We start from the raw sequence: 25,961 nt of genomic DNA on the forward strand, positions 1-25,961 counted from the left end.
AATACATTGCATCGGTGTGTATGTACTTTGTGGTGTTAAAATAACGATGATGAAAAACAAACAAATTACAGTGCCATTAAACTGTGCAACCTGTGGAGGTGCAGCTTTTGAGTTTAATGAAGACAAAAGTTATGTGCAATGTAAAACCTGCAATCGTGAATATCTGGGCGGTTATGAAGAACTGGTCGAGTTTAACCAGGAACAGATCAGTAGTGCAGTTGAGGATATGAAGCAAGATGTTGGTAAGGAAATTAAGGCAGCATTTGAGAAATCATTAAAAGCTGTATTTAAGGGGAATAAGTTCATTAAAATTAAATAGGGATGGATACTTTAAATTTATTGATTGCAGGTGTTGCACTATTAATTTCGGTTTTTACTTATTTTGCTCATGATAGGAGGTTAAAGCAGCAAGAAGTACAAATTAATGCTTATCAGTTACAGAAACAAGAGGCTGAAACCATTGAACAAAAAAGAGCAGTTATCCGGGCCAATGTGATGAAAGGAGAAAAGGGGCGGAGAACTATCAAAGTGTATAATGCAGGTAAGGCGGTTGCCAATAACATTGATATAAAGCTGTTAGGTGGTGGTGAGTTTATTGGTGGAAGTAATCCTTTTCCGTATGAGTTTTTAAATCCACAGGATGGTACAGAGATGAGTTTATTTATGCATATCGGTTCTCCAGATAAGCTATTGGTAGAACTGACATGGGATGATGAATATCAGAGAAATAATAAGCATCGCCAAATGCTTACGCTATAAATTCTCACGGAGCGGACGCATTATTTACAACCTTAAGCTCAATGGACAAACCAGAGTATCAGAATGCTCAATTTGCGATGGCATTTCCGGTGAATTATGAACCAGTAATGTTAGACATTAAGAGATCTATTGATAAACTCGGCATCCAGGTATATTTTGAAGATGAGGTAAGAATGCTTTAAAATCAAAAAGCCCAATCATCGCAGATCGGGCTTTTACTTTTATAATTACTTCTACTAGCTATTTTTCAATATCTCCACTCTCTTTCGCTTGCTAATAATCTCTCGTATAAGTCTACATTTTTCAATCCTATTAAAGGTGGGCTGATAGTTTAACGAGCTGGCAATTAATGTTGAATTGTCGCTACTGGTAATAGTGGCACTTTTCGCTTATTTACCAAAAGCCGGGATCATTCGAAAGAACTATCCTTTCTGTTTCCTACTTTTAGCTGCTAATGCTTCTTGATCTTCAATACTGTTTAGCTTAACTCCTTTATAAATCGTTTTGGCCATATCGCCCGGCTCAACATCTAGTGCAAGAGCTATCAAGTATAGTTCTTCTCCAGAAAGCTTAGTGCTCGCGTCATTACTTAGTAGGCTTAAGCGAGACTCAGTAATACTCGTCTTCCTATAAATTTCTGCTTTGTTAGCAGATTTCAAAATTAAGTATTTGCCAAGTTCTGTAAGCTCCGACTTCTTTTTCACTCTAATCATTTTTTGATAAACATACCAAGTGAAAATTTTACTTGATAATTTTTATATTTTTCATTTGATTGTTTAAAGAATACTTTAGAATATCTAAACTTTTATTATTACATTCGTGTATAAATTAGGTGTTAATAAAGAGTCTCGGCTACCAAATTCTCACAGTAAACAGCCAACGAGACAATAGATTAATGCCTATGGTGATATTTTGCGTACTTTTAGTGCGCACTATAGCATCATGGGCTCTATTGTAATTCCGTTGGCAAGGCCGTGAGAAGCCCGGTAGATGGTATTTAGAGCCCAGCTATAGTGTTTCTTCATACTGCAAGACTCGTAAAACCATACGAGTATGATGACTAAACCAGTTACTATTGCAGGGAAACCACTTTCGCGGTTTTATCAACTGCCTTTTGAAAAGGAGAGCAGGGTGTTAAGGTTAGCGGTGCTGGATCAGATCGCTATCGGATTGCATAGCACATTTAGTGTAGGTAAAAAGCCTGAGCAGTTGGCCATAGCATCGCTTTCTTTCGATCAGGGTTTGTTAACCGTTCATGTTAAATTGGAAGGGGAAGAAGCAATTAGGGTTTACATTGGGGTAGCATACGATTGCCTGTTGGTGAGCTGTAATGTTGATACGGACGAAACCTACCTTGGGCGTTATGCTTACCTTACTTTGCGGGCTATGATGCGGAGTGGTTACTGCGATTTTCAGGAATATTACTGGCCAGCATGTTTTGCTTTGGATAGGGAGCGATCGAAATATGTAGATGTGGTGAAAAAAACTGGCGGTTTCAGCATTACATTGAAGAAAAAGTTTAGTGGTTTGTTTAGGCCTGGCGATTATTTCCCGGATGTTACCGAACGCACGGTAGTACCACGAGAAAGGCTATTGGATAAACATGCTGTGGCACGTTTGGCACCGGTTAGCATTGGTTATTGTTTCGCCAATACCGATCTGCTTAATTTCCACACCAACCATTATCCTTTTTTAATTCCTTATGTTTTTTTGGCCACGGCCTACCTTAAAACGGTTAAATCTTTTAAACGTTTCGTGTTGAATCCGCAAGATGTGGATGGCATAAGCCTCTCGCCACAACAGGAGGAGCTAAACAGCATTTGCTTAGCCATGAAAGAGCTAGCTGCCATACGCTTTAACGCTAATGGCCACCTGCCCGAAAAGGTAGCCGAAACCAATAAACTTAACGATGCTAACCAGCTGGTACTTTTAAAGTTATGGAATAAGGCTTTACCGCTATTGATGCAACAACGTTTTACACACTACCTCTACACCTATGGTATGCGCAATGTTGCGGGCAAACCTGTAATGCGGGATATGAAACTGATTGAATTTTCGATGGAGGTACCTGTTTTAAGTTTTGTGTTAAGGGATGAGGGCGATTATTACGAACTGGAATTGAAGCTTAAGGTAAAGGGGAAGTTGTTGAAATTAAGTAGCGATAGTGTTGCGCTGTTTTTGGTTTGCGATCGGGTGAAAACATATTTGTGGTATTTGCTTGAGGCAGAAATGGATTATAAACTGGTTTGGTTTTTTAGTAGGGTAAATTTTAGGGTGCAGGTACCGAAAGGGTATTATAAGGAGTTTTTTGAAGGGTTTGTGGAGGGTATGGAGAAGTGGTATGTGGTTAAGCGGACGTAATGGGATGATATTTTGTTTACAGTATCATAAACACGGTCGTCATTCTCTCGCTGTCATCCTGAGGTACGAAGGATCTTTTTATTAGAAGATTCTTCACTGCGTTCAGAATGACAATTGCAGGTTTTGCCCTTCGCCCAGTCTTGCCTCGGCTCACCGCCGCCGAGGGGGCTCTTACCTTTTTCTTGATAAAAAGGTAACCAACCTGAGCGTAGCGAAAGCATGCCTGTCGTTAAAAAAAACTAACAAAAAGGCATAACTGAAAGGCTTGCATCGTTTTTTATGTGATCATATTGTTTTTTATAGGTATAAAAGATTGCTGCGCAATTCTTGTAAAAAGCTACGGAAATCTTATTTGCGGCAGCATCGAAGCTCTTAGCCCTTGCTATAGTCCACCGCTCTCGCTTTGATCCTGCCTTGGCTGTGGGGTATGAAGAGGGGGGGCAAAGATTTCCGTGCTTTTTCCTGCGAAAATCTGCTAGGCCGGATAGCAGGGAGCAGATAGCAAGGTGCATATTGCAGGGTGCGATAATTTGTTTTTTAGCCCTTTCCCTTTCAGGGGAAAGGTGCCGATAGGCGGATAGGGGTTTAAGGCGCTCGTTATATACGGTCGTCATTCCTGCGAAGGAGGGAATCTTAAAGCGGTTGCTTTTTTTGCCCTGGCTCAGGCTTGCCTCGGCTCACCGCCGCCGAGAGGGCTCTTACTTTTGGCTTGATCCAAAAGTAACAAAAGATCAAGGCTTGCATCCTTTCTTGAACTAAGCTATCGAAATTCTTATTGCGGCAATATGGAGGCCCCGATGAAAAATCGGGACTTTATATTGCATTGGGCTGTGGGGTATGAAGAGGGGGTGCAAAGATTTCCGTGCTTTTTCCTGAGAAAATCTGCTAGGCCGGATAGCATGGAGGAGATAGCGAGGGGCCTATTGCAGGGTGCGATAATTTGTTTTTTAGTCCTTTCCCTTTCAGGGGAAAGGTGTCGATAGGCGGAAAGGGGTTTAAGGCGCTCGCTATAGTACGATCGTCATTTGTGCCCTCTGCGGTTAAACCAAAAAACAAATAACGTCTTTTTTACCACAAAGTTCGCAGAGAAAGGGCACTAAGTACGGGAGCCGGGTGCCTAAAAGGCTATACTGCTCTCTGTGTTGCTCTGTGTAAAACTCAGTGCACTCGGTGGTAAAAATTTAGCGCTCTTCGCGGTTAAACCAAAAAGCAAATAATAACTTTTTTTACTTTATAACGAATCTAAAAAATCCAAATACAAAGGAACGCTTTCCTCTATCCATTTTTTCGACGTGTTATACTCCATTCCATAATAAGCAAACAGGGGCCGGTAATCGGCTTTTACATATTCAAAAGAAAGTTCGAACGGACGGGTTAATTCTGCTAAGGGATATTTATACTTTTCTGATGGACGCAGTTCCTGTTCATCTACGCCCAAAGAAATGGCCAGGGCGATTTTCTTGTCAGCCAATTTATAACCACTTTTGCTGCCATAGGCCCATCCATGGGTGAGTACTTCATCCATCCATTTTTTTAAAAGTGCGGGACAATTGAACCAATAATAGGGAAATTGGAATACGATTTTGTTATGTCGTTCAATCAGCTTTTGTTCTGCCAATACATCAATTTTTTCATCTGGATAGGCTTCATGCAGTTGATGGACTACGTATTTATCAGGGTATTTGTTTAATTCTTCAATCCACCGCTTGTTGATTACGGAATTTTTAATATCGGGATGGGTTACAACGATTAATGTTTTCATTTTTACAAATTATGATGATTATAAAGCGCAAAAATAGATGCATAACCGCTTATTTTGTAAATTAGCGACCAATTGTAAGGTACTATAAAAAATGTAAGTATGTCTAAAATCAAGGAAACCTCAACCAACTATGCTAACAAACAAGCTTTAGCTGATGAGTGTTTAGAAGTTTATTCTGCAAACATTATCGGCGGGCAATGGGCTTTAGTGATCTGTTCGTGGTTAATGAACGGTAAACTCAGATTCGGAGAGTTAAAACAACGTTTGCCAAATATTACCGAGCGAATGTTAACCTTACAGCTACGTAAATTAGAAGCGGATAAAATTGTTAAGCGAACCATCTACGCCGAGGTTCCGCTACGGGTGGAATATGAACTAACCGCAATTGGCCTCGAATTGAGGCCGATTATTAATGAACTCGAAAGGTGGGGGGTAAAGCATAAAAGTCTGTTAGGGGAGTTTTGATCTGGTTTGTTTAAGCTCAGCATCCAAAACGCAATGCTTATCTCTTTTATTCGAAGAGAATACCTCGAGGGGTAAAGCGGAAGGTTTGAAAATGATAGGTGGATAGGGGTTTAAGGCGCTCGCTATAATAAGGTTGTCATTCCCGCGCATGCGAGGATCGTAAAGCTGTCGCTATGTTGTTGCCTTTCGCCCAGTCTTGCCTCGGCTCGCCGCCGCCGAGGGGCTCTTACCTTTTTCTTGATAAAAAGGTAACCAAAAATCAAGGCTTGGATCTAATGTCGGATAAATTCGTCAAAGCTATTTTTGGTCGCCAGCACAAGCCCCCGATGAAGAATCGGGGAGGGCGTGCTGCCTCGGGGCAGTGGTAGGTTGAAAGGAGGTGCTAAAGCTTTAACGTTTTCTCCTTCCACATATCCTAGGCCGGATAGCATGGTGCAAATAGCTAGGGGCATATTGCAGGGTGCGATAATTGTTTTTTAGTCCTTTCCCTTTCAGGGGAAAGGTGCCGATAGGCGGATAGGGGTTTAAGGCGCTGGAAAGTAAGCGAAAACATAGTTTAAAGATTTCTCCATTTCGCTCCCGATGAAGAATCGGCACGCTTCAGTCGAAATGACGACGCTAGTGAGCCTGCAAAAGCAAAGAATGATTTTACCTTTAATCGGTTAATTGCCACTCACATGCTGTGCCCTCTGTGTTCTACTTTGTGTCCTCTGTGGTTACACTTCAGTCGAAATGATGAAACAAATCAAGCTTTATAATTGCGCTCTCTGCGACCTACTTTGTGCCCTTTGCGGTTAAACTTGCCGTTAAGCCTTCTTTACCGATTTCAAAAACACAAAACCTACCACACCCGATAGTATTGATGCCGTTAATATTGCAAACTTCGCTTCCGAAACATGCAGTGCTTCACTAAAAGAGAGCAGGGCAATAAAGATCGACATGGTAAAACCGATTCCGGCCAGCATGCCCAAACCTAAAATGTGTTTCCAGCCTGCTCCGGTGGGTAAATCGGCCCATTTCAGTTTCACGGCGAGCCAGCTGAAAAAGGTTACGCCAATGGTTTTACCCACGAATAAGCCTACTATAATGCCGAGGCCTAAAGGAGAAACCAGTCCGGTAAGCATTTCTTTTTGGAAAGTGATGTTGGTATTGGCCAATGCAAAAATGGGCATAATGATGTAGTTAACTGGAGTGGTTAAAAAATGCTCCAGTTTTTCTAAGGGCGATTTGATGTCGGTTTCGTTTGTAGGGATGGTAAAAGCCAGCAGTACACCTGCAATGGTGGCATGGATGCCCGAGTGATGGATGAAATACCAGAGGAAGATACCGGGGATGAGGTAAAATACCAGGTTCTTTACGCCGAAATAGTTCATCAGTCCTAAAAGAACGAGGATACCCCCAGCCATAGCGAGGTACTCGAAATAAATCTGGTGGGTATAAAAGATCGCGATGACCAGAATGGCACCAAGATCGTCGACAATGGCCAATGCGGCCAGGAATATTTTTAAACTGGTGGGCACGCTTTTACCGAGCATCGCGATGATGGCGAGGGCAAAGGCAATATCAGTAGCCATCGGGATGCCCCAGCCAGATGCGGAGCTTTCGCCTTTGTTGAATAAGGTATAAATTAATGCAGGTACAAGCATTCCGCCGAGCGCTGCAATTACGGGTAAGGCTGCACTTTTAACGGAAGATAGTTCGCCTTCTACGAGTTCTCGTTTGATTTCGAGTCCGACGAGGAGGAAAAATATGGCCATTAAGGCATCGTTTATCCAGGCGAGGATGCTGTAGTTTACAGGACCAAAGCCTAATTTTGTGGCTAAAAAGGTTTCGAAACTTTCTTTGGAAGCGGTATTGGCAATCAGTAAGGAGATGGCCACGCAGATTAATAATAAGAAACCGCCTACTTGTCCGGAGCGAAAGAAACGCTGAAATACTTCTAGATTAATCAATTTAGCCATAGGGGTAAAAATAGTGAAAGAAGAAGGAAAAGGGGATATTTTTTGTAAAGAAATGTAATGTTTGAAAGGGAGTATTTGACTTTCTTATTTCTGCGCAGGAGGGAGCAGAGGGTATGATGATAGGGATAGTTTCTAATACGGTCGTCATCCGATAGCTATCGGATCTCGCGCATGCGGGAATCTTAAAGCGTTCGCTATACTGTTGTCCTTTGTCTTATTTACCCTGGACTCGGGCTTGCCTCGGCTCACCGCCGCCGAGGGGCTCTTACTTTTGGCTTGATCCAAAAGTAACAAAAGATCAAGGCTTGGATCTGATGTCGGATAAATTCGTCAAAGCTTTATCGGTCGTCAGCACAAGTTCCGACGAAGGGTCGGAAAGGGCGTGCTGCCTCGGGGCAGTGGTAGGTTGAAAGGAGGTGCTAAAGCTTTAACGTTTTCTCCTTCCATCATATCCTAGGCCGGATAGCATGGTGCATATTGCAGGGAGCGATAATTTGTCTTTTAAGCCCTTTCCCTTTCAGGGGAAAGGTGCCGGAAGGCGGATAGGGGTTCGTTTTGCCACCTACCCGGGCTTGCCTCGGCTCACCGCCGCCGAGGGGGCTCTTTCTTTATCCTTGATGATAAAGAAACAAACAATCAAGGCTTGGATCTGATGTCGGATAAATTCGTCAAAGCTTTTTTGGTCGCCAGCACAAGTTCCGACGAAGGGTCGGAAAGGGCGTGCTGCCTCGGGGCAGTGGTAGGTTGAAAGGAGGTGCTAAAGCTTTAACGTTTTCTCCTTCCATCATATCCCAGGCCGGATAGCAGGGAGTAGAGGGATTGTTCGCATCATTTCTACTGCGATAAATCCGTCATTTCGACTGGAACGCAGTCCCGAACCTTCGGGAGAGAAATCTTTAAACTGTGTTTACGTCAAAAGTTGAGAGTTGTGTTTTGTCTTTCAATGAAATCTGCTAGGCCGGATAACAGGGTGCAGATCGCAGGGAGCATATTGCAGGGTGCGGTAATTTGTTTTTTAGCCCTTTCCCTTTCAGGGGAAAGGTGCCGATAGGCGGATAGGGGTTAGGCGGATCGGTGGGAATGCGATCAATAAAAAGCCGCAGATGCTTAGATCTGCGGCTTTTCGTTTTGTTGCATTAAGATCCCCGCATGCGCGAGGATGACGACAGTTCTTTAAAATAGTTAAGGCTTCTTACCAATATTCACCCTGATATTCACTTCAAAATCGCCATCGGTATAACCACTAATGGCCGAGGTTGCGGTATTGTAATAAGCCATAAAATATAAGGTCGATTTGTAGTTCATGCCAAAACCAACGGTGGCGTTTTGCGTGTTGTGGTACATGGCCATTACATATAATTTATCGTTGGCAAAATTTGCATTTAAACCGGCATCCCATAAATTTTCGTAATTTTTGATGCCCCTGAAAACACCTTTAGGTTCGAGGCTGATTCCGTTAATACCCGATCCCAGCATGAACTTATAACTTACTGCCGAATAAAACGTGGGTTTATCAGCATAGTTTAAATCGTCTTTTCTGAAAACCGAACGCATGTTTGGAACGGCACCTTCAACGGTTAATCCTTTAGAGGTATAAGAAATCCCGAAATCGCCATCTAAATAATAACCCCGATCGTTAAAACGGGCGATGGATGGATCGTTAATATCGCTGTTTCTTACACTGCTCAAATCCAGTTTATCCTGACTTGCACCAAAAGAGATCCCGAAGTTTAATTTCTGATCGTCGTTGTTTAAGGGCAGGTGGTAGGCAAAGGTTCCTACGGCTTTAGTACGTTGTATTCCGCCCGATTTCTCATTATATACGTTTACTCCCCAACCCACTTTGTTTACCTGCTGATCTAATGTTACACTCTGGGTAATGGGTGCACCTGGAATGTTCGACCACTGCTTGCGGAAACTGCCGTTGATGTTAAAACCTTCGGTAATACCTGCCATTGATGGATTAACGAGGTAACGGTTCTGGAAATATTGTGCATTGAGTGGAAGGATTTGCGCTTTTACTGAACTCAAAAATAATGTGCCTGCAGCAAATAGAAACGTTACGCGACGCATTTGCTTTATGTTTTTTGTAATTGCTCTCATGTCTGTAATTAGTCTCTAATGATGTTGATAAAACCTTTGAATGTACCGATGCCGTTACCTAAATCGATGATGTAATAGTAGGTGCCTTCGCTCAATGGGCTACCGTTTACCGTTCCATCCCAATCGTTGGCGTAGGTGTGTTTGGTATATAAAATCCGCCCGGCCTTATCGAATATTTTCAGGGTATTGTTTGGATAGTAATCGATGTTTTTAACGATAAACTTATCATTGTACCCATCACCATTAGGCGTGACTACGGTACTGGCTTCTAACTTATAATCTTCGGTTACGGTAATTGCAATGCTCTGATCGCTTATACAACCGCTCGCATTGGTTACCGTTACTTTGTAAGTGCCGCTTTGTTTCGGCCGGATGGTTAATGCAGCAGTGCTTTGTCCGCTAACAACCTCAGCGCCTGTCCAGCTGTATTGTGTACCGCCGGTAGCCGTTAAAATGATCGCGTCACCTTTAGAAATGGATAAACCTTTGTTGCTGCTGACCGAAACCACAGGCAAGGCATTTACGGTTACAGTAGCTGTTCCGGTTTGTAGCTGATTGGCATAAGTATCGGCCACGCTTACTAAATTGTAGGTAAATGTACCCGCCGAACTGGTGGCTACACTAACGGTTGCTGTAGTTGAATTTGTGGTTACGGTACGGTTAGTACCTCCGTTTACGGTATAGGTGAAAGTGTAAGGTGCCGTTCCAACTGATCCTGTAAAGGTAATGTTGGGCGGGGTACCGAAGTTACATACCGATGTGGTACCCGAAATGGTAGCCAATGGTAAAGGGCGTACAATTACGGTAGTAGAAACATTTTGCGCTTGGGTGCTGAAGGCATCGGCAATATTGGTAATGGTGTAAACAAACGTTCCAACAACGCTGGTTGGCGCCGTTACGGTTGCTGTATTGCTTGTTGATTTTAAGGTTTGACTGGTACGGCCGTTAATATTGTAGGTAAAAGTAAAGGGTGCCGTGCCTGCTGTTGCACTAAAGGTGATTACCGGAGCGGTAGCATTTTGTGGAACAGAAACATTGCCACTTAATGCCGCTACAGGTTTAGCATTGATATGCAGATTTGCGGGTTTGTAGGTGATGGCATAATTGGTGCTTAAAGCCAGTGTTCCCTGTTTGATCAGGTAATCGCCTCCTGTTTCACCTAAATCGCGGGTTAAAGCACCCGTAAAGGCATCAGTTCCGATCAATGCCGGAGCCGAAACATAAGTAAATGCCGGATCAGCTGTTCCTTCTACCTTGGTTTTAGCATCTGCTGTTACCGTAATCGCTTTAGGCGAAATGGTGAGAACCTGTTGCTTAGCCACTGCCGGATTAAAGAAGGTATTTCCAGGCTGATTGGCCGTAATGGTTACTGTACCTGCTTTTACAATGTGGATATCGTTATTGCTGATGGTGGCAATATTGGTATCGCTGCTGGTATATTCGATGTTAATGGCTGTATTGTCGCTCGTAGCCCCTGCAACTAAATCAGGGTCGCCATAAGTAGCCGTTCTGGTGGTGGCAAAGGTAATGTTCTGATCTTTCTTAACGGTTGCATCATCCCTGGTATACCAGATGGGAGAGGTAATGATCCGGCTTCCATCTGCCTCTACAATATCAGCATAATAATAGCCTGTGGCCAGGTTGGCCAGGGCATTATCGGTATAGGTTAAACTTGCGGTTGGGCTGGTGGTTAATTCTACCGGATTGGTACCGCTTCCAGGTGTTCCGTATAAAATTTTAATGCTGGTTACGGCACTTGTGGTAATCGAACTCACCGAGATCTGTGGCGCACCGGCGGTTTTAAATACACTGCCTACCGGTTGTTTATTGATGGTGAAAACGACTTTCGCAGCCGAATCTTGTGATGCATAGAAACGCATCTTTTTAATTGCATCCAATAAATCGTTCTCGGTAAGGGCAGGAGCCAATACCACTAACCTGGCACGGGTGTGTTTACCAAAAGTTAAATTGTGGTTATCATGATCAATACTTGCACCAAGGTGATATCCCTTTGCCAGCATGCGGTTATAATAACTTAAATAACTCATTGAGCTGGCGGGATCGGAATAGGTAACATTGGTAGAAAACGCAGGACCACTTTCTAAGGCCGCACCTACAATGGCGCTATCGGCACTTAAATCGTAAGTGGCCGAGATGTTGTTAAAATCGGTAGTATTAGGGTGGGCCAAAGTAGCTACGGCATTTAAACCATGGCGGTTAATGATCCTGAATAAACCCGCTGGTCCGGTATAAGTACTCTTAGGTACATAAATCTGGTTTTCGCCGGGCTCCCAGCCGATCAGTGAATCGATACCGTACACAATTACGTGTCCGCCGCCACTGATTACGCCCCATTCCATACCATGCAAAGCAACGAAAGTAGAAGTGGTTGCATTTTTGGCTGCAATGATACCCGGTTGCCAGTTGGCTAAAGACATGCCGGCCTGTGTATGGTTGTGCTCTGATATCCCAAGGAAATCGAGGTTCATCGCCGTTTTGGCAAAAGCATAATCATCTTCTGGTTTTTTGGTTAAATCGTCTTTATTTCCGTCAGAATAACTGCTGTGACTGTGTAAGTTACCATAATAGAAATTGAGTTTGTTTACATCGAGGATGCCGGTTTTAAAGTTTCCTAAAAGGGGCTGTGTGGTTAAATATAAAGGGCCACCGCTGCAGGCACTATTTACCGCATAAGTGAAAAAGTAATAATTGGTGTTCTGGGTTAAACCATTTCTGATAAATGAAGTGCCCGTTCCTCTTTTCACCACGATACCACCACCTAAAGCATCGCCAACATTATAAACCGTTTGGTTTACCGGTGCTGCGGTTAAGGTGTTGCTGGTACTCATCACCACCAGGTATTCATCAGCTGCGCTGGCGGCGGTGAAAGAAGCCTGGATAAAGTTATAGTTAGCGGAGGTAATGGTGAAACCGGTAGGCTGTGCGGTTGGAGTGGCACAGGGCAATAGGGTTTTAGTGCTTTGTGCTGCGGTTAAAATGTTGGTGGTTAAATATTTCGGTCCGCCGGTACAAGAAAGGTTGTTTAATGGGACAATAAAATAGTTATAAGTAGTAGAACTGTTTAAATTGTTATCGGTAAAACTATTGTTTACAATTTTATTGATTACCGTGCCCCCACCAAAAGCAGAACCAATGGCATAAGTGGTACCATCAACAGGAAGCGCGCTTAAGGTGGCATTTAAACTTCTGATGATCAGGTATTCGTTGGCATCGGCAGATTTAGTGAAAGTAGCGGTGATGCTGCCTGTGGTTACGGCGCTAAAAACCAATGCGGTTGCAGGGCTGCTTGGCGCGGCGCAGGCAGGTAAGTTAGGCGGGAAATGTACACCCAATCTATTGGCATCGTCATCATCAATGGCATTTTGAACGGTAGCCAGTGGTGTTCTGGTCCAATCGTCGTCTACATAAGTTGGGCTAGGGGCCGTTACATTCAAACTTCTTACATAAGAAACATCTTTTGTGTTAACACCCTGACCGAAAGCATCGATAATGTTGTTATTGGCATCTAAAAGGGCCACACCATCGTTACCGTTAAAGTTGATTACGGTATTGCTGTTTAATATAGCACTGGCAGTACTTAGGTAAGGTACTTCGGTGTTGCTGTTGCCCGTATTGCCCAAAAGTACGGAGCCATGAGCCGGGATGGTGAAGTTTAAATTTACCGTTTGTGATGGTGTACCAGTGATGTTGATGTTACCCGCATCGCCCGAAATATTGTATAAAGCTAATTTTAATTGAGGCGTTGAGGTGTTGATGGGCGCGTTGGTTAAATTGGTTAGCTCAATCCACTTGTTTACGGATGTACCTTCGTAATATTGGCTGATGATGATGGGCGAACTTACCAAAGGCGGATTGGCAGTTGTGGCATCAACGGTGGCCACAGTGGTTTGTAAATTGCCGGTATTATCCTGTGCCACCACATATAAGGTATAGCCAGTGCCAATTGTTAATCCGTTAATGGATGCACTGGCATCTGTATTGGCTGTATTAATAAAAGAACCCGATTTTAAGGCTGCAGATCCGGTACCATCCTGCGCAGCTTTAACCTGTGCAGGCGTTGGAGTTGTACCTCCTGAAAGTGCCAGTACGTAATAAGTGGTACCCGCTTCGTTAATGTTATTGATAAAATCTACTGTGGTAGTGGTAACCGTTGTGGTTTTTGGGTAAGTGGCTGCGGTTACTGGTGGCGTAACATCTGCCAAACCCAGTGTTGTTACATTTAGGAGCGTAACCGAAGTTTGTAAATTAGGTGTGCTTACAGCATCTTCTGCCACTACGTACACTGCATAATTTGTAGTTGCGGTTAATCCGGTAATGGACGTACTAACATCTGTATTGGCTGCATTGATCAAAGTGCCAGATTTAATTGCTGCGGTACCACTACCGTTTAATCCAGCTTTTACCTGTGCAGGTGTTGGGGCTGGACTGCCTGATGCGGTAACAACATAATAAGTTTTACCCGGCTCATCGATATTATGGGTAAGGCTAAAAGAGGTTGAGGTAATATTTGATGTTTTTGGGTATAAGGCCGTATTTACAGGAGGGGTATTGTCAGTACCAGAAACTGCAGATCCGGAAATAACTACATCATCTATACTAAATGTACCTCCGGCAGCTTCGGCATTGTAACCATAAAAGCGGAAGGTAGTTGCTGTAGAAATGCTGGTAAAACCTGTTAAGGTAATGGTACTGCCAACCTCAGCAGCTGTTGCTGCATCCAGTACCTGAAATATATTTCCTGTTACAACCTGAAGATCTGTATTGGCGGGCGATACAGCGGCTGGTAAGTTAGCCGCATAACTGTCTTTGCTCGATCGTACACTATATTGCCTGATCCCGGTTCCTGAACGTTGCAGGGTGAATTTAATCCCCGTAATGTTTAGGGTGTAACCTGTAACAGGCGTGATGGTTACTTCGTAATACTTGGTTAAATCTATTGTGCCGGTAAAAACATCACTGGCATTGGTTGCGCCTGTAGGCTGACTGGTGAAAGAAAACCTTCCACCTGCGTTCGGGTTTACGGAAACAGCTCCATTAGCCGTAAAAGAACCAAAAGTAACTCCGGTTGCGGTTGGAACCGGGGTGGGATCCGTTTTACCTGTAGTGGTAGAAACGCTACTGAAATTGTAGGTTCCGTTAAAACTTTGGGCAAACAACGAAGTTGCCAAAAGCATTGTAAAACATAATAGTAAAAGTTTTTTCATATAAGTTTTTTAGGGATATGAAATGATGAATTAATCTTTTTGAATAAGTTAGCGAAGCGGATTAAGCGTAAGCTTTATTTTTCGGGAACGGTCCCGAGAGGATTCGAATGATCAGAAGTAGCGTTTTGCCATATAGAATAATAAGGATTGTAATTAGAAGATTTTTGATCATTCAGTGCAAATCATCACTACTATAAGGCAAATACCTATAGCAATTGTGCGAAAATTATTTGCCTGACAACGATTTTTTTAGCTGGAAAGCTTTATTGGAGTAATTGTAGCGCCATATAGAATGATTAGGTTACGAAAATAAGCGTAGAATATTAATTCAGTATTAGAATGAGGTTAATTTTAGTTGTTTGTTTTGTTAAAAGCTTGTGGAGTAAGGTATTAAAATATAAATTTATATATTTCTTTGGTATTTAGGTTGGATGTTGATAAATTTTAGGCTCCTATTGCTGTTGGGAATTAGCCCTTTCCCCTTCAGGGGAAAGGTGCCGATAGGCGGATAAGGGTTTAAGGCGTTCGCTATGATACGATCGTCATCCGATAGCTATCGGTTCCCGCGTAGGCGGGAGCCTTAAAGCTATCGCTATTCTTGTCCTTCGCGCAGTCTTGCCTCGGCTCGCCGCCGCCGAGGGGCTCTTTCTTTATCATGCGTTATTTCTACTACAATAAATTCGTCATTGCGATGAGGCTTTTTCAGCCGAGGAAGCAATCTTATTACTATGGTTCAAGGGGAGGTTTTGCCCTTTGCTCAGCCTTGCCTCGGCTCACTGCCGCCGAGGGCTCTTTCTTTATCCTTGATGATAAAGAAACAAACAATCAAGGCTTGGATCTGATGTCGGATAAACTCGTCAAAGCTTTATTGGTCGCCAGCACAAGTTCCGATGAAGGATCGGAAAGGCTGTGCTGCCTCGGGGTAGTGGTAGGTTGAAAGGAGGTGCAAAAGCTTTAACGTTTTCTCCTTCCATCATTTCCTAGGCCGGTAGCAGGGAGGAGATAGCATGATGGATAGAGATGATTTCTAATGCGGTCGTCATTCCCGCGCAGGCGGGAACCTTAAAGCAATCGCTAGGCTGTCGTCCTTTGCTCGGTCTTGCCTTTGGCTCAGGGTTCTTTCTTTATCCTTGATGATAAAGAAACAAAAGATCAAGGCTTGCATCTTTTTTTGTAAAAACCTACGGAAATCTTGATAGCGGCAGTATCGAGGCTCTTACCCTGGCTTATCCCATCGCACCCGCTTGATCCTGCCTTGGGTTGTGGGGTAACGAGGGGAAGTGCACATATTTCCGTGCTTTTTCCTGCGAAAATCTGCTAGGCCGATAGCAGGGTGCAGATCGCATGGAGCATACTGTAGGGTGCAGAGACAGGCATCCGTAGATTTATTCCTCTGAAACTATGAGGGGTACGCTGGGTCGTCATCTCCGTAGCAGAGAGATCTTTGGACTTTTCGTAAACATAGTTCGTCATTCCCGAGCAGGCGGGAATCTTAATGTGTTGGCTATTCTTTACCCCAGGCTCGGGCTTGCCTCGGCTCACCGCCGCCGAGCGGCTTTTCTTTTCTCTTGATAGAAAAGAAACAAACCTGAGCGCAGCGAAAGCATGCCTGCCGTTAAAAACAACTAACACAAGGGCATAACTGAAAGGCTTGGATCTGATGTCGGATAAATTCGTCAAAGCTTTATTGGTCGCCAGCACAAGTTCCGATGAAGGATCGGAAAGGGTATGCTGCCTCTGGGCAGTGTTGGGGTGAAAGGAGGTGCAAAGCTTTAACGTTTTCTCCTTCCATCTTTCCTAGGCCGATAGCAGGTTGCCGATAGAATGGAGCATATTGTAAGGCGCATATTTCCTGCCGATTTAAACAGCTAAACGCTAATTATTATATTTTAAAGATTTGTGCTCAATGGATCCCAACCATTGTTACTAAGCCTGATTGAAACGGAAAGCCCGCAATCCGATCCTTTACCGATAAATCGGTACTAAATTAGCATCGGATGAGGACTTGAAGTGTAAAGCAGGGCTGAAGGTCGCCACATGGAAGCGGACCACTCACTTCCAAAAAAGTAATCAGATATTATAATACAATAGGTTATCTGGCTTTATGCAGTAAAGATCTTATAAATACTCCTCGATATTTCCCTTACCCTCACGGATCACTTCGAACTCGCCTGTGGTACAATCAATTACGGTAGAGGCATCATTATCGCCGTAACCACCGTCGATTACCAGATCAACCAGGTCTTCATATTTTTCGTGAATCAATTCCGGGTCGGTAGAATATTCGATTACATCATCGTCATCCTTTATCGAAGTAGATAGGATAGGGTTACCCAGTTCTTTTACAATACAACGGGCAATGTTGTTATCGGGTACACGGATACCCACCGTTTTTTTATTAGAACTCAATAGTTTGGGTACGTTGTTGTTCGCATTAAAAATAAAGGTAAAAGGTCCCGGTAGTGCTTTTTTTAATACCCTGAAAGTGGTATTGTCAATCGGTTTAATATAATCAGAAATGTGTTTTAAATCGTGACAGATAAAAGAGAAATTGGCCTTTTCGGGTTTGATACCACGTATTCTGCATATCTTTTCGATGGCTTTTGGATTGGTGATATCGCAGCCCAAACCATAAATAGTATCGGTTGGGTAGATAATTAAACCACCTTTCTTCAACACTTCAACAACTTGTTCAATGGCTCTTTCGTTCGGGTTTTCTGGATAAATCTTAATAAGCATAGCGTAAAAATAACAAATTAATGGTGTCAGTTGTTTAATAATCCTAATCTTTGTACCAACAAAACATACGCTAATCTATTATTATGAGAAAAGCTTTCGTCGCAATTGCTGCATTTTTAATTGCCCTAACCATTATGCTGGGCTTGTACCATCCCTTTTTATGGTGGACATTCATCTTCACAGGTCCTTTTGTAATTCTTGGTATTTACGATTTATATCAGCCCAAGCATAGTATTGTAAGGAACTACCCGGTTTTTGGCCGATTAAGGTATTTTATGGAAGAATTGAGGCCGAAAGTTTACCAGTATTTTGTAGAGAGCGATACGAACGGTACACCTTATAGCAGGTTAAACCGCTCATTAATCTATCAGCGCGCTAAAAAAGATAACGATACCATTCCATTCGGAACGCAGTTAAATGTTTACGATAACGGCTACGAATGGTTAAGTCATAGTATTGCCGCCATTTCTCACCACGAATTAAATTTAGATCCGCGTGTTACTGTCGGTGGCCCGGATTGTAAGAAACCTTACTCTGCGAGTATTTATAATATATCAGCCATGAGTTTTGGCTCCTTAAGTCAGAATGCAATTCTGGCTTTAAACGGTGGTGCTAAAATGGGTAACTTTGCACACAATACCGGCGAAGGTGGCATCAGCGATTATCACCGTCAGCCCGGAGGCGATTTAATCTGGCAGATTGGTACCGGTTATTTTGGTTGCCGTAATGCCGATGGCACCTTTAATTATGATGCTTATGCCGAGCGGGCAAAAACCGATCAGGTGAAAATGATCGAGATTAAACTTTCTCAGGGAGCTAAACCAGGTCACGGTGGTATGCTCCCAGCCAAAAAGGTAACACCAGAGGTGGCGCGGATCCGTTTGGTGCCCGCAGGTAAAGATGTATTGTCGCCTCCTGCACATTCGGCTTTTAATACGCCTATGGGTTTAATCGAATTTGTTAAAAAACTTAGGGATTTATCTGGCGGTAAACCTGTAGGGTTTAAGCTTTGTATCGGTCGTAAAAGCGAATTTTACGCCATCTGTAAAGCCATGGTAGAAACCGGGATTTATCCTGATTTTATTACCGTTGATGGTGGCGAGGGCGGAACAGGTGCTGCGCCACAGGAGTTTTCAAATTCGGTAGGTATGCCACTGCGCGAAGGTGTAGCTTTTGTATATGATGTTTTGAATGGTTTTGATCTGAAAAAACACATTAAAATTATCGCATCGGGCAAAGTGGCAACAGGTTTCGATCTGGTTAAAAATATAGCGCTTGGTGCCGATATGTGTAATGCTGCCCGCGGAATGATGTTCGCTTTGGGCTGTATTCAGGCTTTAGAATGTAACAGCAATACCTGCCCAACAGGCGTGGCTACACAAGATCAGAGTTTAATGAAAGGCCTTGTGGTAGAAGATAAAACCGTTCGTGTTAAAAACTTCCATAACCTAACCGTAGCCAGTGCTGTAGAGCTATTGGGGGCTGCGGGTTTAAGAGAAACGCATCAGTTAAGTAGGGCGTATATCAACAGGCGGGTGAGTCCGAGTGTAATGCAGAGTTATTTAGAGAGTTTTCCGTATATCCCGGCAGGTAGCTTGTTAAAAACACCTTACCCAACGCGTTACGAACTAGGTATGGCGCTGAGCACTTCGGCTAGTTTTGCGCCAACCGATTATAAGGTTTCGGCAGTAGATTATGCGCATGCGAATCCGTATGGCGATACCATGCATGATGATGGACGTTAAAAGCGGGAGCTGACTTACGAAGTTTAAAGGGGGTTAAGTGTAGGCAGAACTGTGGAAGTTTGGCCATGGCCTGTGCGAAATTGTTTTTTTTTGGAAAGCAAGGGCAGTGGTGCTTGGGTTTTGTAGTCCTGCTTTTTGCTTCTGCCGATGAATAATCGGCATCCGTGTCAATCCAGGTTTAGGTGGCCAGTAATGAAGAGGTATTAACGGGTGAATCACCAAACGTTCCTACGCAACGAAAACGCCAATTGTACAATTGGCTACCCATGAGACGTCCCGCTGGGACGATTGTTCAAACCCATGATTTGTTTAGCGTACATTAATTCGGTTGTGCTCACATTGTGAGGGCATCGTCTTTGCGAGAAGGCTTTTTCAGCCGACGAAGCAATCTTTATAGCGGGACCACTAGCATGAAAGATTGCTTCGTCGTTCCTCCTCAGCAATGACGACCCTTATATTAAAGTCTGTAAGGTAGTTTATCTCAGGGTCTTAATAATGCAAAAAAAGAAGTCAAGTTTTTAAAACTTGACTTCTTTGATAATGGGCTATTTGTTTTTCCTAAACCCTAAACCCTAAACCCTAAACCCTAAACCCTAAACCCTAAACCTTCCTAAAACTCAGCGTTTTTCGGGAACCTTGGGAAAGCAATTACATCACGGATGTTGGTCATTCCGGTTACGAACAATACCAAACGTTCGAAACCTAGGCCAAAACCCGAGTGCGGAGCTGATCCAAAGCGGCGGGTATCTAAATACCACCAAAGTTCTTCCTGTGGAATGTTTAAATCTTCCATACGTTTAGTTAAACGGTCTAGGCGTTCCTCACGTTGCGATCCGCCAATCATTTCGCCAATGCCTGGGAATAAGATATCCATTGCTGCAACAGTTTGTCTGCCTTCTGCATCTGGCTCATTCTGGCGCATGTAGAACGATTTAATATCAGCAGGGTAATCAGTTAAGATTACCGGTTTTTTAAAGTGTTTTTCTACCAGGTAACGTTCGTGCTCACTTTGTAAATCAGCTCCCCATTCATCAATCAGGTATTTAAACTGTTTCTTCTGGTTTGGTTTAGAAGATTTTAAAATCCTGATGGCCTCCGTATACGTTAAACGTTCAAACTCGTTGCTTAAACAGAAATCCAATTTCTCTAACAGGCTAAATTCGCTGCGCTCGTTCTGCGGTTTTTGTTTATCCTCTTCGGCTAAACGTGTGTTTAAGAATTCTAATTCATCTTTGCAGTTGTCTAAAGCATATTTAATTACATACTTCATCATATCTTCTGCAAGCTGCATGTTATCTTCTAAATCGGCAAAGGCAACTTCTGGCTCAATCATCCAGAACTCGGCCAGGTGACGTGTTGTATTTGAGTTTTCTGCCCTAAAAGTAGGTCCGAAAGTATAAATCTGTCCGAAGGCCATTGCGGCTAACTCACCTTCCAATTGTCCTGATACGGTTAAGTTGGTGGCACGGGCGAAGAAATCCTGCGAGAAATCTACTTTACCATCTTCTGTACGTGGTGTGTTGTCGAAATCTAAAGTGGTTACCTTAAACATTTCGCCGGCACCTTCTGCATCACTTGCTGTAATTACAGGCGTGTGCATGTATACGAAACCACGTTCGTTGTAGAATTGGTGAATGGCAAAAGCCAAAGCATGGCGTACTTTAAAAACGGCATTAAAAGTATTGGTACGGAAACGCAAGTGTGCAATTTCGCGTAAAAACTCTAAACTGTGTTTTTTTGGTTGTAATGGGAATTTTTCAGGATCGCTATCACCCAAAATTTCTACAGTTGTTGCCTTAATCTCAACGGTTTGTCCTTTACCAAGCGATTCGATCAATTTACCTGTTGCAGAAATGGCTGCACCGGTAGTTATTCTTTTTAACAGCTCATCAGGTAAATTATTAAAATCGATCACAACCTGGATATTGCTCATGCAAGACCCATCATTTAATGCAATAAACTGATTATTACGGAAAGTTCTAACCCATCCCATAACCGTTACTTCTGTGTCAAATGCTGTCGACTTTAATAAATCTTTAATTTGCTGTCTCTTAATCATATTGTTATTTGTAAAAGGCGCAAATTTAGAAAAAAAAACGTATCGGTTAGCAGTTTTCAGTATACAGTTTTCAGTTTTTTAGCATGAGGCCAATCGAATCATTATTGGTTAATTGTTTTAATCGGTTAACTGTAACAGCAAATTCCCAATTCAAAGCTGTTAATTAACAAACCTCAACTGATCATTGAGAATTGGAAACTGGCAGCCTCCCAACTAAAAACTCCGAACTGGTAATGATGAACTGAAAACTATCAACTGATAATTGGAAACTGTCAACTCCGAACTAAAAACTCCCAACTCCAAACTATTGTTGCTGTTGTTGCTGCTGGATGGCCTCCATGTATTGTTGATAGCTGTTTTGTGTTCTGGCTGTGGTTATTGTTCCAGATGGTTTAGTGTAATTCACTTCTTTCGGTTGAAAATAGGTTTCATTATCGTTAAAATCCTCATCATTATAACCTACTGAAACATTTACCTCCATAATATGTTCGAAACCGCCTTTGTAAACACCTTTTACTGGCGAGCAATCGGTAAAATTCCGGCCTACAGCTAAGCGTACATGATTTTCGTTAACAATGCAATTGTTGGTAGGGTCTAAGCCCAGCCAGCCATATTCGGGAAGATAGGCCTCGGCCCAGGCATGGGTAGCACCTTCGCCCCGCATACCATCCCTGTTGGGGCAGATGTAACCGCTCACATATCTTGCCGGAATGCCTGTTAACCGTAGCATGGCCGTTAATACATGTGCAAAATCCTGGCAAACACCTGCTTTAAGCTTTAGGATTTCATTAATGGTCGTATCTACCGCAGTTACCCCTTTAATGTATTCGAAATTATTAAAAACATCAGCGCAATATTTTATTGCGGTTTGGTAAGGTGTATCTTCAGGCCCTTTAATGCTTAAAGCCGTTTCTTTTAATTGGACAATGCCATCAAAACTTTCCTGTCGTAAATAGTCGATATAAGGCACTTCAAATTTTAAAGCGCTTAAACTGTTCCATTGTTCGCTGCTAAACATATCATCTTGCGGTAATGGTTTGGCAAAAGTTTCTACACTTACTTTAGAAAAGATTTTAAGTTGGGTATGTGGCTCATTTTGGGTAAAAGTTCCCACTTCGTTGCCGTAATAATCGATAAAGATTTCAATCTCCGGGCTTCCAGAGATATTCAGGTCGTGTTTAACCACTTTTTGGTAATCATCTTTAATCGGAAATAAAATAATCTGATTTGCACTGTCCCGAACGGGCAATTCGTATTTATAATTGGTGATATGTTTGATTTTGAAAATTGGCATATTGGTTTTTATTATTATAGGTTACACAGATAAAAAGAATAAACACAGATGAAAAATCAAAAAAAGGAAATAGTATCTGTGTTAATCATGTTTATCTGTGGTTAAAAAACTATTTATGAATTTGCGAAATAATATTCATTTAACAGGTTTCCGATGCCGAAAAGTTCAGCTCTGATTTCTGTAAGGTAATGATGCAACTGCTCTTCGTTCATGGTATTTACCGAGCTATAGGTAATCATACTTTTTAAACGCCCTATTTTAAAAGATAAGTTGTTGTAATGTTCGATATTGCTTTCGCTTTTTAGCCGGTTAAAGTATCTATCAATATTATTCATGGCGTACAGTGCCGACCGAGGGAAATCGTTATTGAGCATAGCCAGCTCAATGATATTTTTCGCATCGAAACCCTGTCTATAGGTTTTAAGGTACAGTTCATAACCACCTAACGAAAGCAATAAATGTTTCCAATACGATATATCGGTCAACAGATCAGGGTTACTGCTTATCGAGCTGAATTTAATGTCCAAAATATCAACCGATTGGATGCTTCTTTCCAGGTGTTTGCCAATATTCATAAAACTTCTGCTTTCTCCACGTTCCATTGCGCTATCGGCTGTTCCGTTATACAGCATTACTTGTTTAATCAGGATATCTAATGCGGTAACCGGATCGTCTTTTTGTACATACCACAATAGCTTTTCATCTTTAACGGTGTGGTAGTACTCGTTTAGGCATTGCCATAAATCTTTTGGTATATGTTCCTGAACGCTCCGTGCATTTTCCCGTGCCAGGGTAACAATGTTTAAAATCGAATTAGGATTCTCGCGGTTTAACAAGAGGTATTCTATCACGGCACGGCTATCGTGCTGGATATTTAACAGTTCATTCTCATCATCTGATGAAAAAATCCTGATTACGGGCTTCCAGGTAAATTCCTGTATGGTGTCTTGTGAGGAAGCGTAATTTATTTTTAACATGCGCAGCATACCGTCGCTGCGCTCAACATATCTGCTTAACCAATATAAGCTTGATGCAACTCTACTTAACATATTCTGTATTCTAAGAAGTTAAAACCCATGTATCTTTACTACCGCCGCCTTGCGAGCTGTTTACGACTAGCGAACCTTCTTTTAAAGCTACCCTGGTTAAGCCGCCCGGAACAATTGAAATGCCATCTGGCCCGTTTAAAGCGAAAGGGCGAAGATCTATTCTGCGCGGAGCCAGTTTTCCATTAATAAAACACGGGGCGGAGGATAAGCTGATGGTGGGTTGGGCAATAAAGTTCCGCGGATCTTTGAGTATCTCAATTTTATATTCTTCGGTTTCCTGCTCGCTGGCGGCGTGCCCCATTAACATGCCATATCCACCACTTCCATTGGTTTTTTTAATTACCATCGTATTAATGTTTGCAAAAACATAATCAAGCTCATCTTTATTGCTGAGCTGGTAGGTGGGTACATTTTTTAAAATGGGTTCTTCGTTCAGGTAGTACCTGATCATATCTGGTACATAAGTATAGACCGCTTTATCGTCGGCTACGCCATTGCCTATTGCATTAATAATGGCTACATTCCCTTTACGATAGGCACCCATTAGGCCTGCAACGCCCAGTACGCTGTTCGGATTAAAAACCAGCGGATCAAGATAGTCGTCATCTACACGACGATAAATCACGTCCACCTGCTGCAGGCCTGTAGTGGTTTTCATAAATACCTTTTGATCTTTAACCACCAAATCGCGTCCTTCTACCAGCTCTACGCCCATTAAACGCGCCAAAGTAGTGTGTTCATAATAGGCAGAATTATACATGCCGGGGCTTAACAGTACAATTGTTGGGTTCGAAACAGCTCTGGGAGAGAGGCTCATTAAATTTTTATATAATGTGGCAGGGTATTCGGTTACACTTCTTACGCCGCACTGCGGAATAAGGTCGGGGAATAATCTTTTGGTAATTTCCCTGTTCTCGAGCATATAGCTCACCCCCGAAGGTGTGCGCAGATTATCTTCCAATACATAAAATGTTCCATCGTGATCTCTTATCAGGTCTATTCCGGCAATATGGATATAGATATCGTGTAATACGTTTACATTGTGCATCTCTCTTACAAAATGCGGACAAGAATAGATTACATTTATGGGCACAATTTTGTCTTTTATGATAAATTGATTGCTATAAACATCTTTTAAGAAAAGATTTAGTGCTTTTAAGCGCTGTTTTATTCCTTTTTCTATAAAACTCCACTCTGTTGAGGTAATAATTCTCGGAATGATATCGAAAGGGAAGATTTTTTCGATTCCTTCGCCACTATCATATACCGTAAAGGTAATACCCTGGCTCATGAACAGCTTTTTTGCGAGTTCTTCCTTTTTGTTCAGGTTTTCGAGAGATTCTTTAGAAAAGTTTCTTATGAAATTTGAATAGTGTTTTCTATAGTTATCACCATTTAGGAACATTTCATCGTAAGTTTCGGGATGATTAAAGTAATTTTTTATAAAATCTTCTATCATTTTGCTTAAATATTTCCTTAAATTATGATTTTGTAAGTAAAAAACTAATGTTTTTGTATAAAAAATTAATTTTTATATGATTATTATCTGTTTATTATGTTTTTTATTACTGAATTATAAGCTTTTATATATTTTTTAATTAAATATTTAAATTTTTTTTATAAAAATACTTGATAATATGAATAAAGTTTGTACTTTTGTAATGCTCGTTAATTATTATTATATATTTGGTTTAAAAAAAGCGCTGGCAACGGCGCTTTTTTTACAAAAAGCATTAAGACTTATTCATAATCAACATAGACCAAACATCCTAAACCAAAAAAGCTCCGGTAAAACGGAGCTTTTCTTTTTATCGGACTGATTTTTTAGCTTTTTCAATTGTATTTCATTTAAATGAATCTTTGTTGATGTTTTCTGCACAATTAAATGTTAAACAAGTTTAAGGTAACAGTTCCTGTAGGAAGGTGTTATAAGTTGTGTTTATTGAGTTTCGAGTTTCCTAGGAGATGGTGAACTGAATTGTAGCCATATAAGGAATTTAAGAAAACATGAGGGTATTGAGCTTATATGAACCTTTAATATCTTATATGGTAGAAAAAACCGGAATGAGTTGATGGGGGTATGTAACTTAAAAAGAAATGTTTAATTAAAACTTCGAGACTATCTATCTCCTTTAAAATCCCCTGTTATTGATATTGATTTTTATGAAATAATTTCCATCTCGAAATAACAGACCCCAGCGTTATTCTTCTACATTATCAGGGGGAAGCGGGCCCAAGTTTTTCCCGTAGATTTAAAAGAGGAAAACGCAGACTAATTAAGTTACTAATTATTGGGGAAGGATTATTTTAGTGCGATAAAATCGCTTTTCTCGTGCATCCCCGTTGCAAACGGGGACGATATCTTGGGGCTATGCTTAAAAGATTTCTCCGCTACGGTCGAAATGACGATCCCTCGTAGGGATTCTAACTGCAAAAAAA

17 protein-coding genes are annotated in these 25,961 nt (G+C 42.0%); 7 read left to right on the forward strand and 10 right to left on the reverse strand.

Annotated elements, in window-relative coordinates:
• Window positions 1-49 precede the first annotated feature (49 nt).
• Genes J7E57_RS05265 through J7E57_RS05275 form a run of 3 tightly spaced genes read left to right on the forward strand, consistent with a single transcriptional unit; the run spans window position 50 to window position 941 of the window.
• Window positions 50-319 (forward strand): ECs_2282 family putative zinc-binding protein, encoded by a 270-nt coding sequence (locus J7E57_RS05265; RefSeq protein WP_215125904.1) that lies wholly within the window; start codon window positions 50-52, stop codon window positions 317-319.
• A 2-nt stretch (window positions 320-321) separates the two neighbouring features.
• The gene (locus J7E57_RS05270; protein ID WP_215125905.1) at window positions 322-759 is read left to right on the forward strand and encodes a hypothetical protein; all 438 of its coding nucleotides are present in this window, start codon (window positions 322-324) and stop codon (window positions 757-759) included.
• 41 nt (window positions 760-800) lie between these two features.
• Window positions 801-941, forward strand: coding sequence for a hypothetical protein (locus J7E57_RS05275; RefSeq protein ID WP_215125906.1), 141 nt, complete (start codon window positions 801-803; stop codon window positions 939-941).
• Between the two features lie 240 nt (window positions 942-1,181).
• On the opposite strand, the gene J7E57_RS05280 is transcribed toward J7E57_RS05275, so the two are convergent.
• Window positions 1,182-1,472: a helix-turn-helix domain-containing protein gene (locus tag J7E57_RS05280; protein ID WP_215125907.1), complete on the reverse strand. Its 291-nt coding sequence runs from the start codon at window positions 1,470-1,472 to the stop codon at window positions 1,182-1,184.
• Between the two features lie 340 nt (window positions 1,473-1,812).
• Between J7E57_RS05280 and J7E57_RS05285 the strand changes: the two genes are divergently transcribed.
• Complete coding sequence (locus J7E57_RS05285) at window positions 1,813-3,120, forward strand: hypothetical protein (protein ID WP_215125908.1); 1,308 nt, start codon at window positions 1,813-1,815, stop codon at window positions 3,118-3,120.
• 1,231 nt (window positions 3,121-4,351) lie between these two features.
• Here J7E57_RS05285 and J7E57_RS05290 read toward each other — a convergent pair.
• On the reverse strand, window positions 4,352-4,882 hold the full coding sequence (locus J7E57_RS05290; RefSeq protein WP_215125909.1) for an NAD(P)H-dependent oxidoreductase: 531 nt from the start codon (window positions 4,880-4,882) through the stop codon (window positions 4,352-4,354).
• A 99-nt stretch (window positions 4,883-4,981) separates the two neighbouring features.
• Here J7E57_RS05290 and J7E57_RS05295 point away from each other — a divergent pair, with 99 nt between their 5' ends.
• On the forward strand, window positions 4,982-5,347 hold the full coding sequence (locus J7E57_RS05295) for a winged helix-turn-helix transcriptional regulator (RefSeq protein ID WP_215125910.1): 366 nt from the start codon (window positions 4,982-4,984) through the stop codon (window positions 5,345-5,347).
• An 806-nt stretch (window positions 5,348-6,153) separates the two neighbouring features.
• On the opposite strand, the gene nhaA is transcribed toward J7E57_RS05295, so the two are convergent.
• The 3 genes from nhaA to J7E57_RS05310 form a co-directional block, all read right to left on the reverse strand.
• On the reverse strand, window positions 6,154-7,308 hold the full coding sequence (gene nhaA / locus J7E57_RS05300; protein WP_215125911.1) for a Na+/H+ antiporter NhaA: 1,155 nt from the start codon (window positions 7,306-7,308) through the stop codon (window positions 6,154-6,156).
• Between the two features lie 1,182 nt (window positions 7,309-8,490).
• Window positions 8,491-9,381: a type IX secretion system membrane protein PorP/SprF gene (locus J7E57_RS05305; protein WP_215125912.1), complete on the reverse strand. Its 891-nt coding sequence runs from the start codon at window positions 9,379-9,381 to the stop codon at window positions 8,491-8,493.
• A gap of 38 nt (window positions 9,382-9,419) precedes the next feature.
• Window positions 9,420-14,636: a CehA/McbA family metallohydrolase gene (locus J7E57_RS05310; protein ID WP_215125913.1), complete on the reverse strand. Its 5,217-nt coding sequence runs from the start codon at window positions 14,634-14,636 to the stop codon at window positions 9,420-9,422.
• Window positions 14,637-15,291: 655 nt separating this feature from the next.
• Here J7E57_RS05310 and J7E57_RS05315 point away from each other — a divergent pair.
• The gene (locus J7E57_RS05315; RefSeq protein WP_215125914.1) at window positions 15,292-15,573 is read left to right on the forward strand and encodes a hypothetical protein; all 282 of its coding nucleotides are present in this window, start codon (window positions 15,292-15,294) and stop codon (window positions 15,571-15,573) included.
• Window positions 15,574-16,754: 1,181 nt separating this feature from the next.
• Here the strand turns inward: J7E57_RS05315 and J7E57_RS05320 are convergent.
• Window positions 16,755-17,375, reverse strand: coding sequence for an L-threonylcarbamoyladenylate synthase (locus J7E57_RS05320; RefSeq protein WP_029275823.1), 621 nt, complete (start codon window positions 17,373-17,375; stop codon window positions 16,755-16,757).
• Window positions 17,376-17,458: 83 nt separating this feature from the next.
• Between J7E57_RS05320 and J7E57_RS05325 the strand changes: the two genes are divergently transcribed.
• Window positions 17,459-19,120: an FMN-binding glutamate synthase family protein gene (locus J7E57_RS05325; RefSeq protein WP_215125915.1), complete on the forward strand. Its 1,662-nt coding sequence runs from the start codon at window positions 17,459-17,461 to the stop codon at window positions 19,118-19,120.
• A gap of 610 nt (window positions 19,121-19,730) precedes the next feature.
• Here J7E57_RS05325 and asnS read toward each other — a convergent pair.
• From asnS to J7E57_RS05345, 4 genes are all read right to left on the reverse strand, one after another.
• On the reverse strand, window positions 19,731-21,179 hold the full coding sequence (asnS, locus tag J7E57_RS05330) for an asparagine--tRNA ligase (protein ID WP_215125916.1): 1,449 nt from the start codon (window positions 21,177-21,179) through the stop codon (window positions 19,731-19,733).
• Between the two features lie 304 nt (window positions 21,180-21,483).
• Window positions 21,484-22,473, reverse strand: a complete 990-nt coding sequence (locus J7E57_RS05335) for a transglutaminase domain-containing protein (protein WP_215125917.1) — start codon at window positions 22,471-22,473, stop codon at window positions 21,484-21,486.
• Between the two features lie 113 nt (window positions 22,474-22,586).
• A complete protein-coding gene (locus J7E57_RS05340) occupies window positions 22,587-23,522 on the reverse strand; it encodes an alpha-E domain-containing protein (RefSeq protein ID WP_215125918.1) in 936 nt (311 codons plus the stop codon).
• Window positions 23,523-23,532: 10 nt separating this feature from the next.
• Window positions 23,533-24,981, reverse strand: coding sequence for a circularly permuted type 2 ATP-grasp protein (locus J7E57_RS05345; RefSeq protein WP_215125919.1), 1,449 nt, complete (start codon window positions 24,979-24,981; stop codon window positions 23,533-23,535).
• Between the last annotated feature and the right edge of the window lie 980 nt (window positions 24,982-25,961).

Source organism: Pedobacter sp. ISL-64 (assembly GCF_018613605.1).
Taxonomy (GTDB): domain Bacteria; phylum Bacteroidota; class Bacteroidia; order Sphingobacteriales; family Sphingobacteriaceae; genus Pedobacter.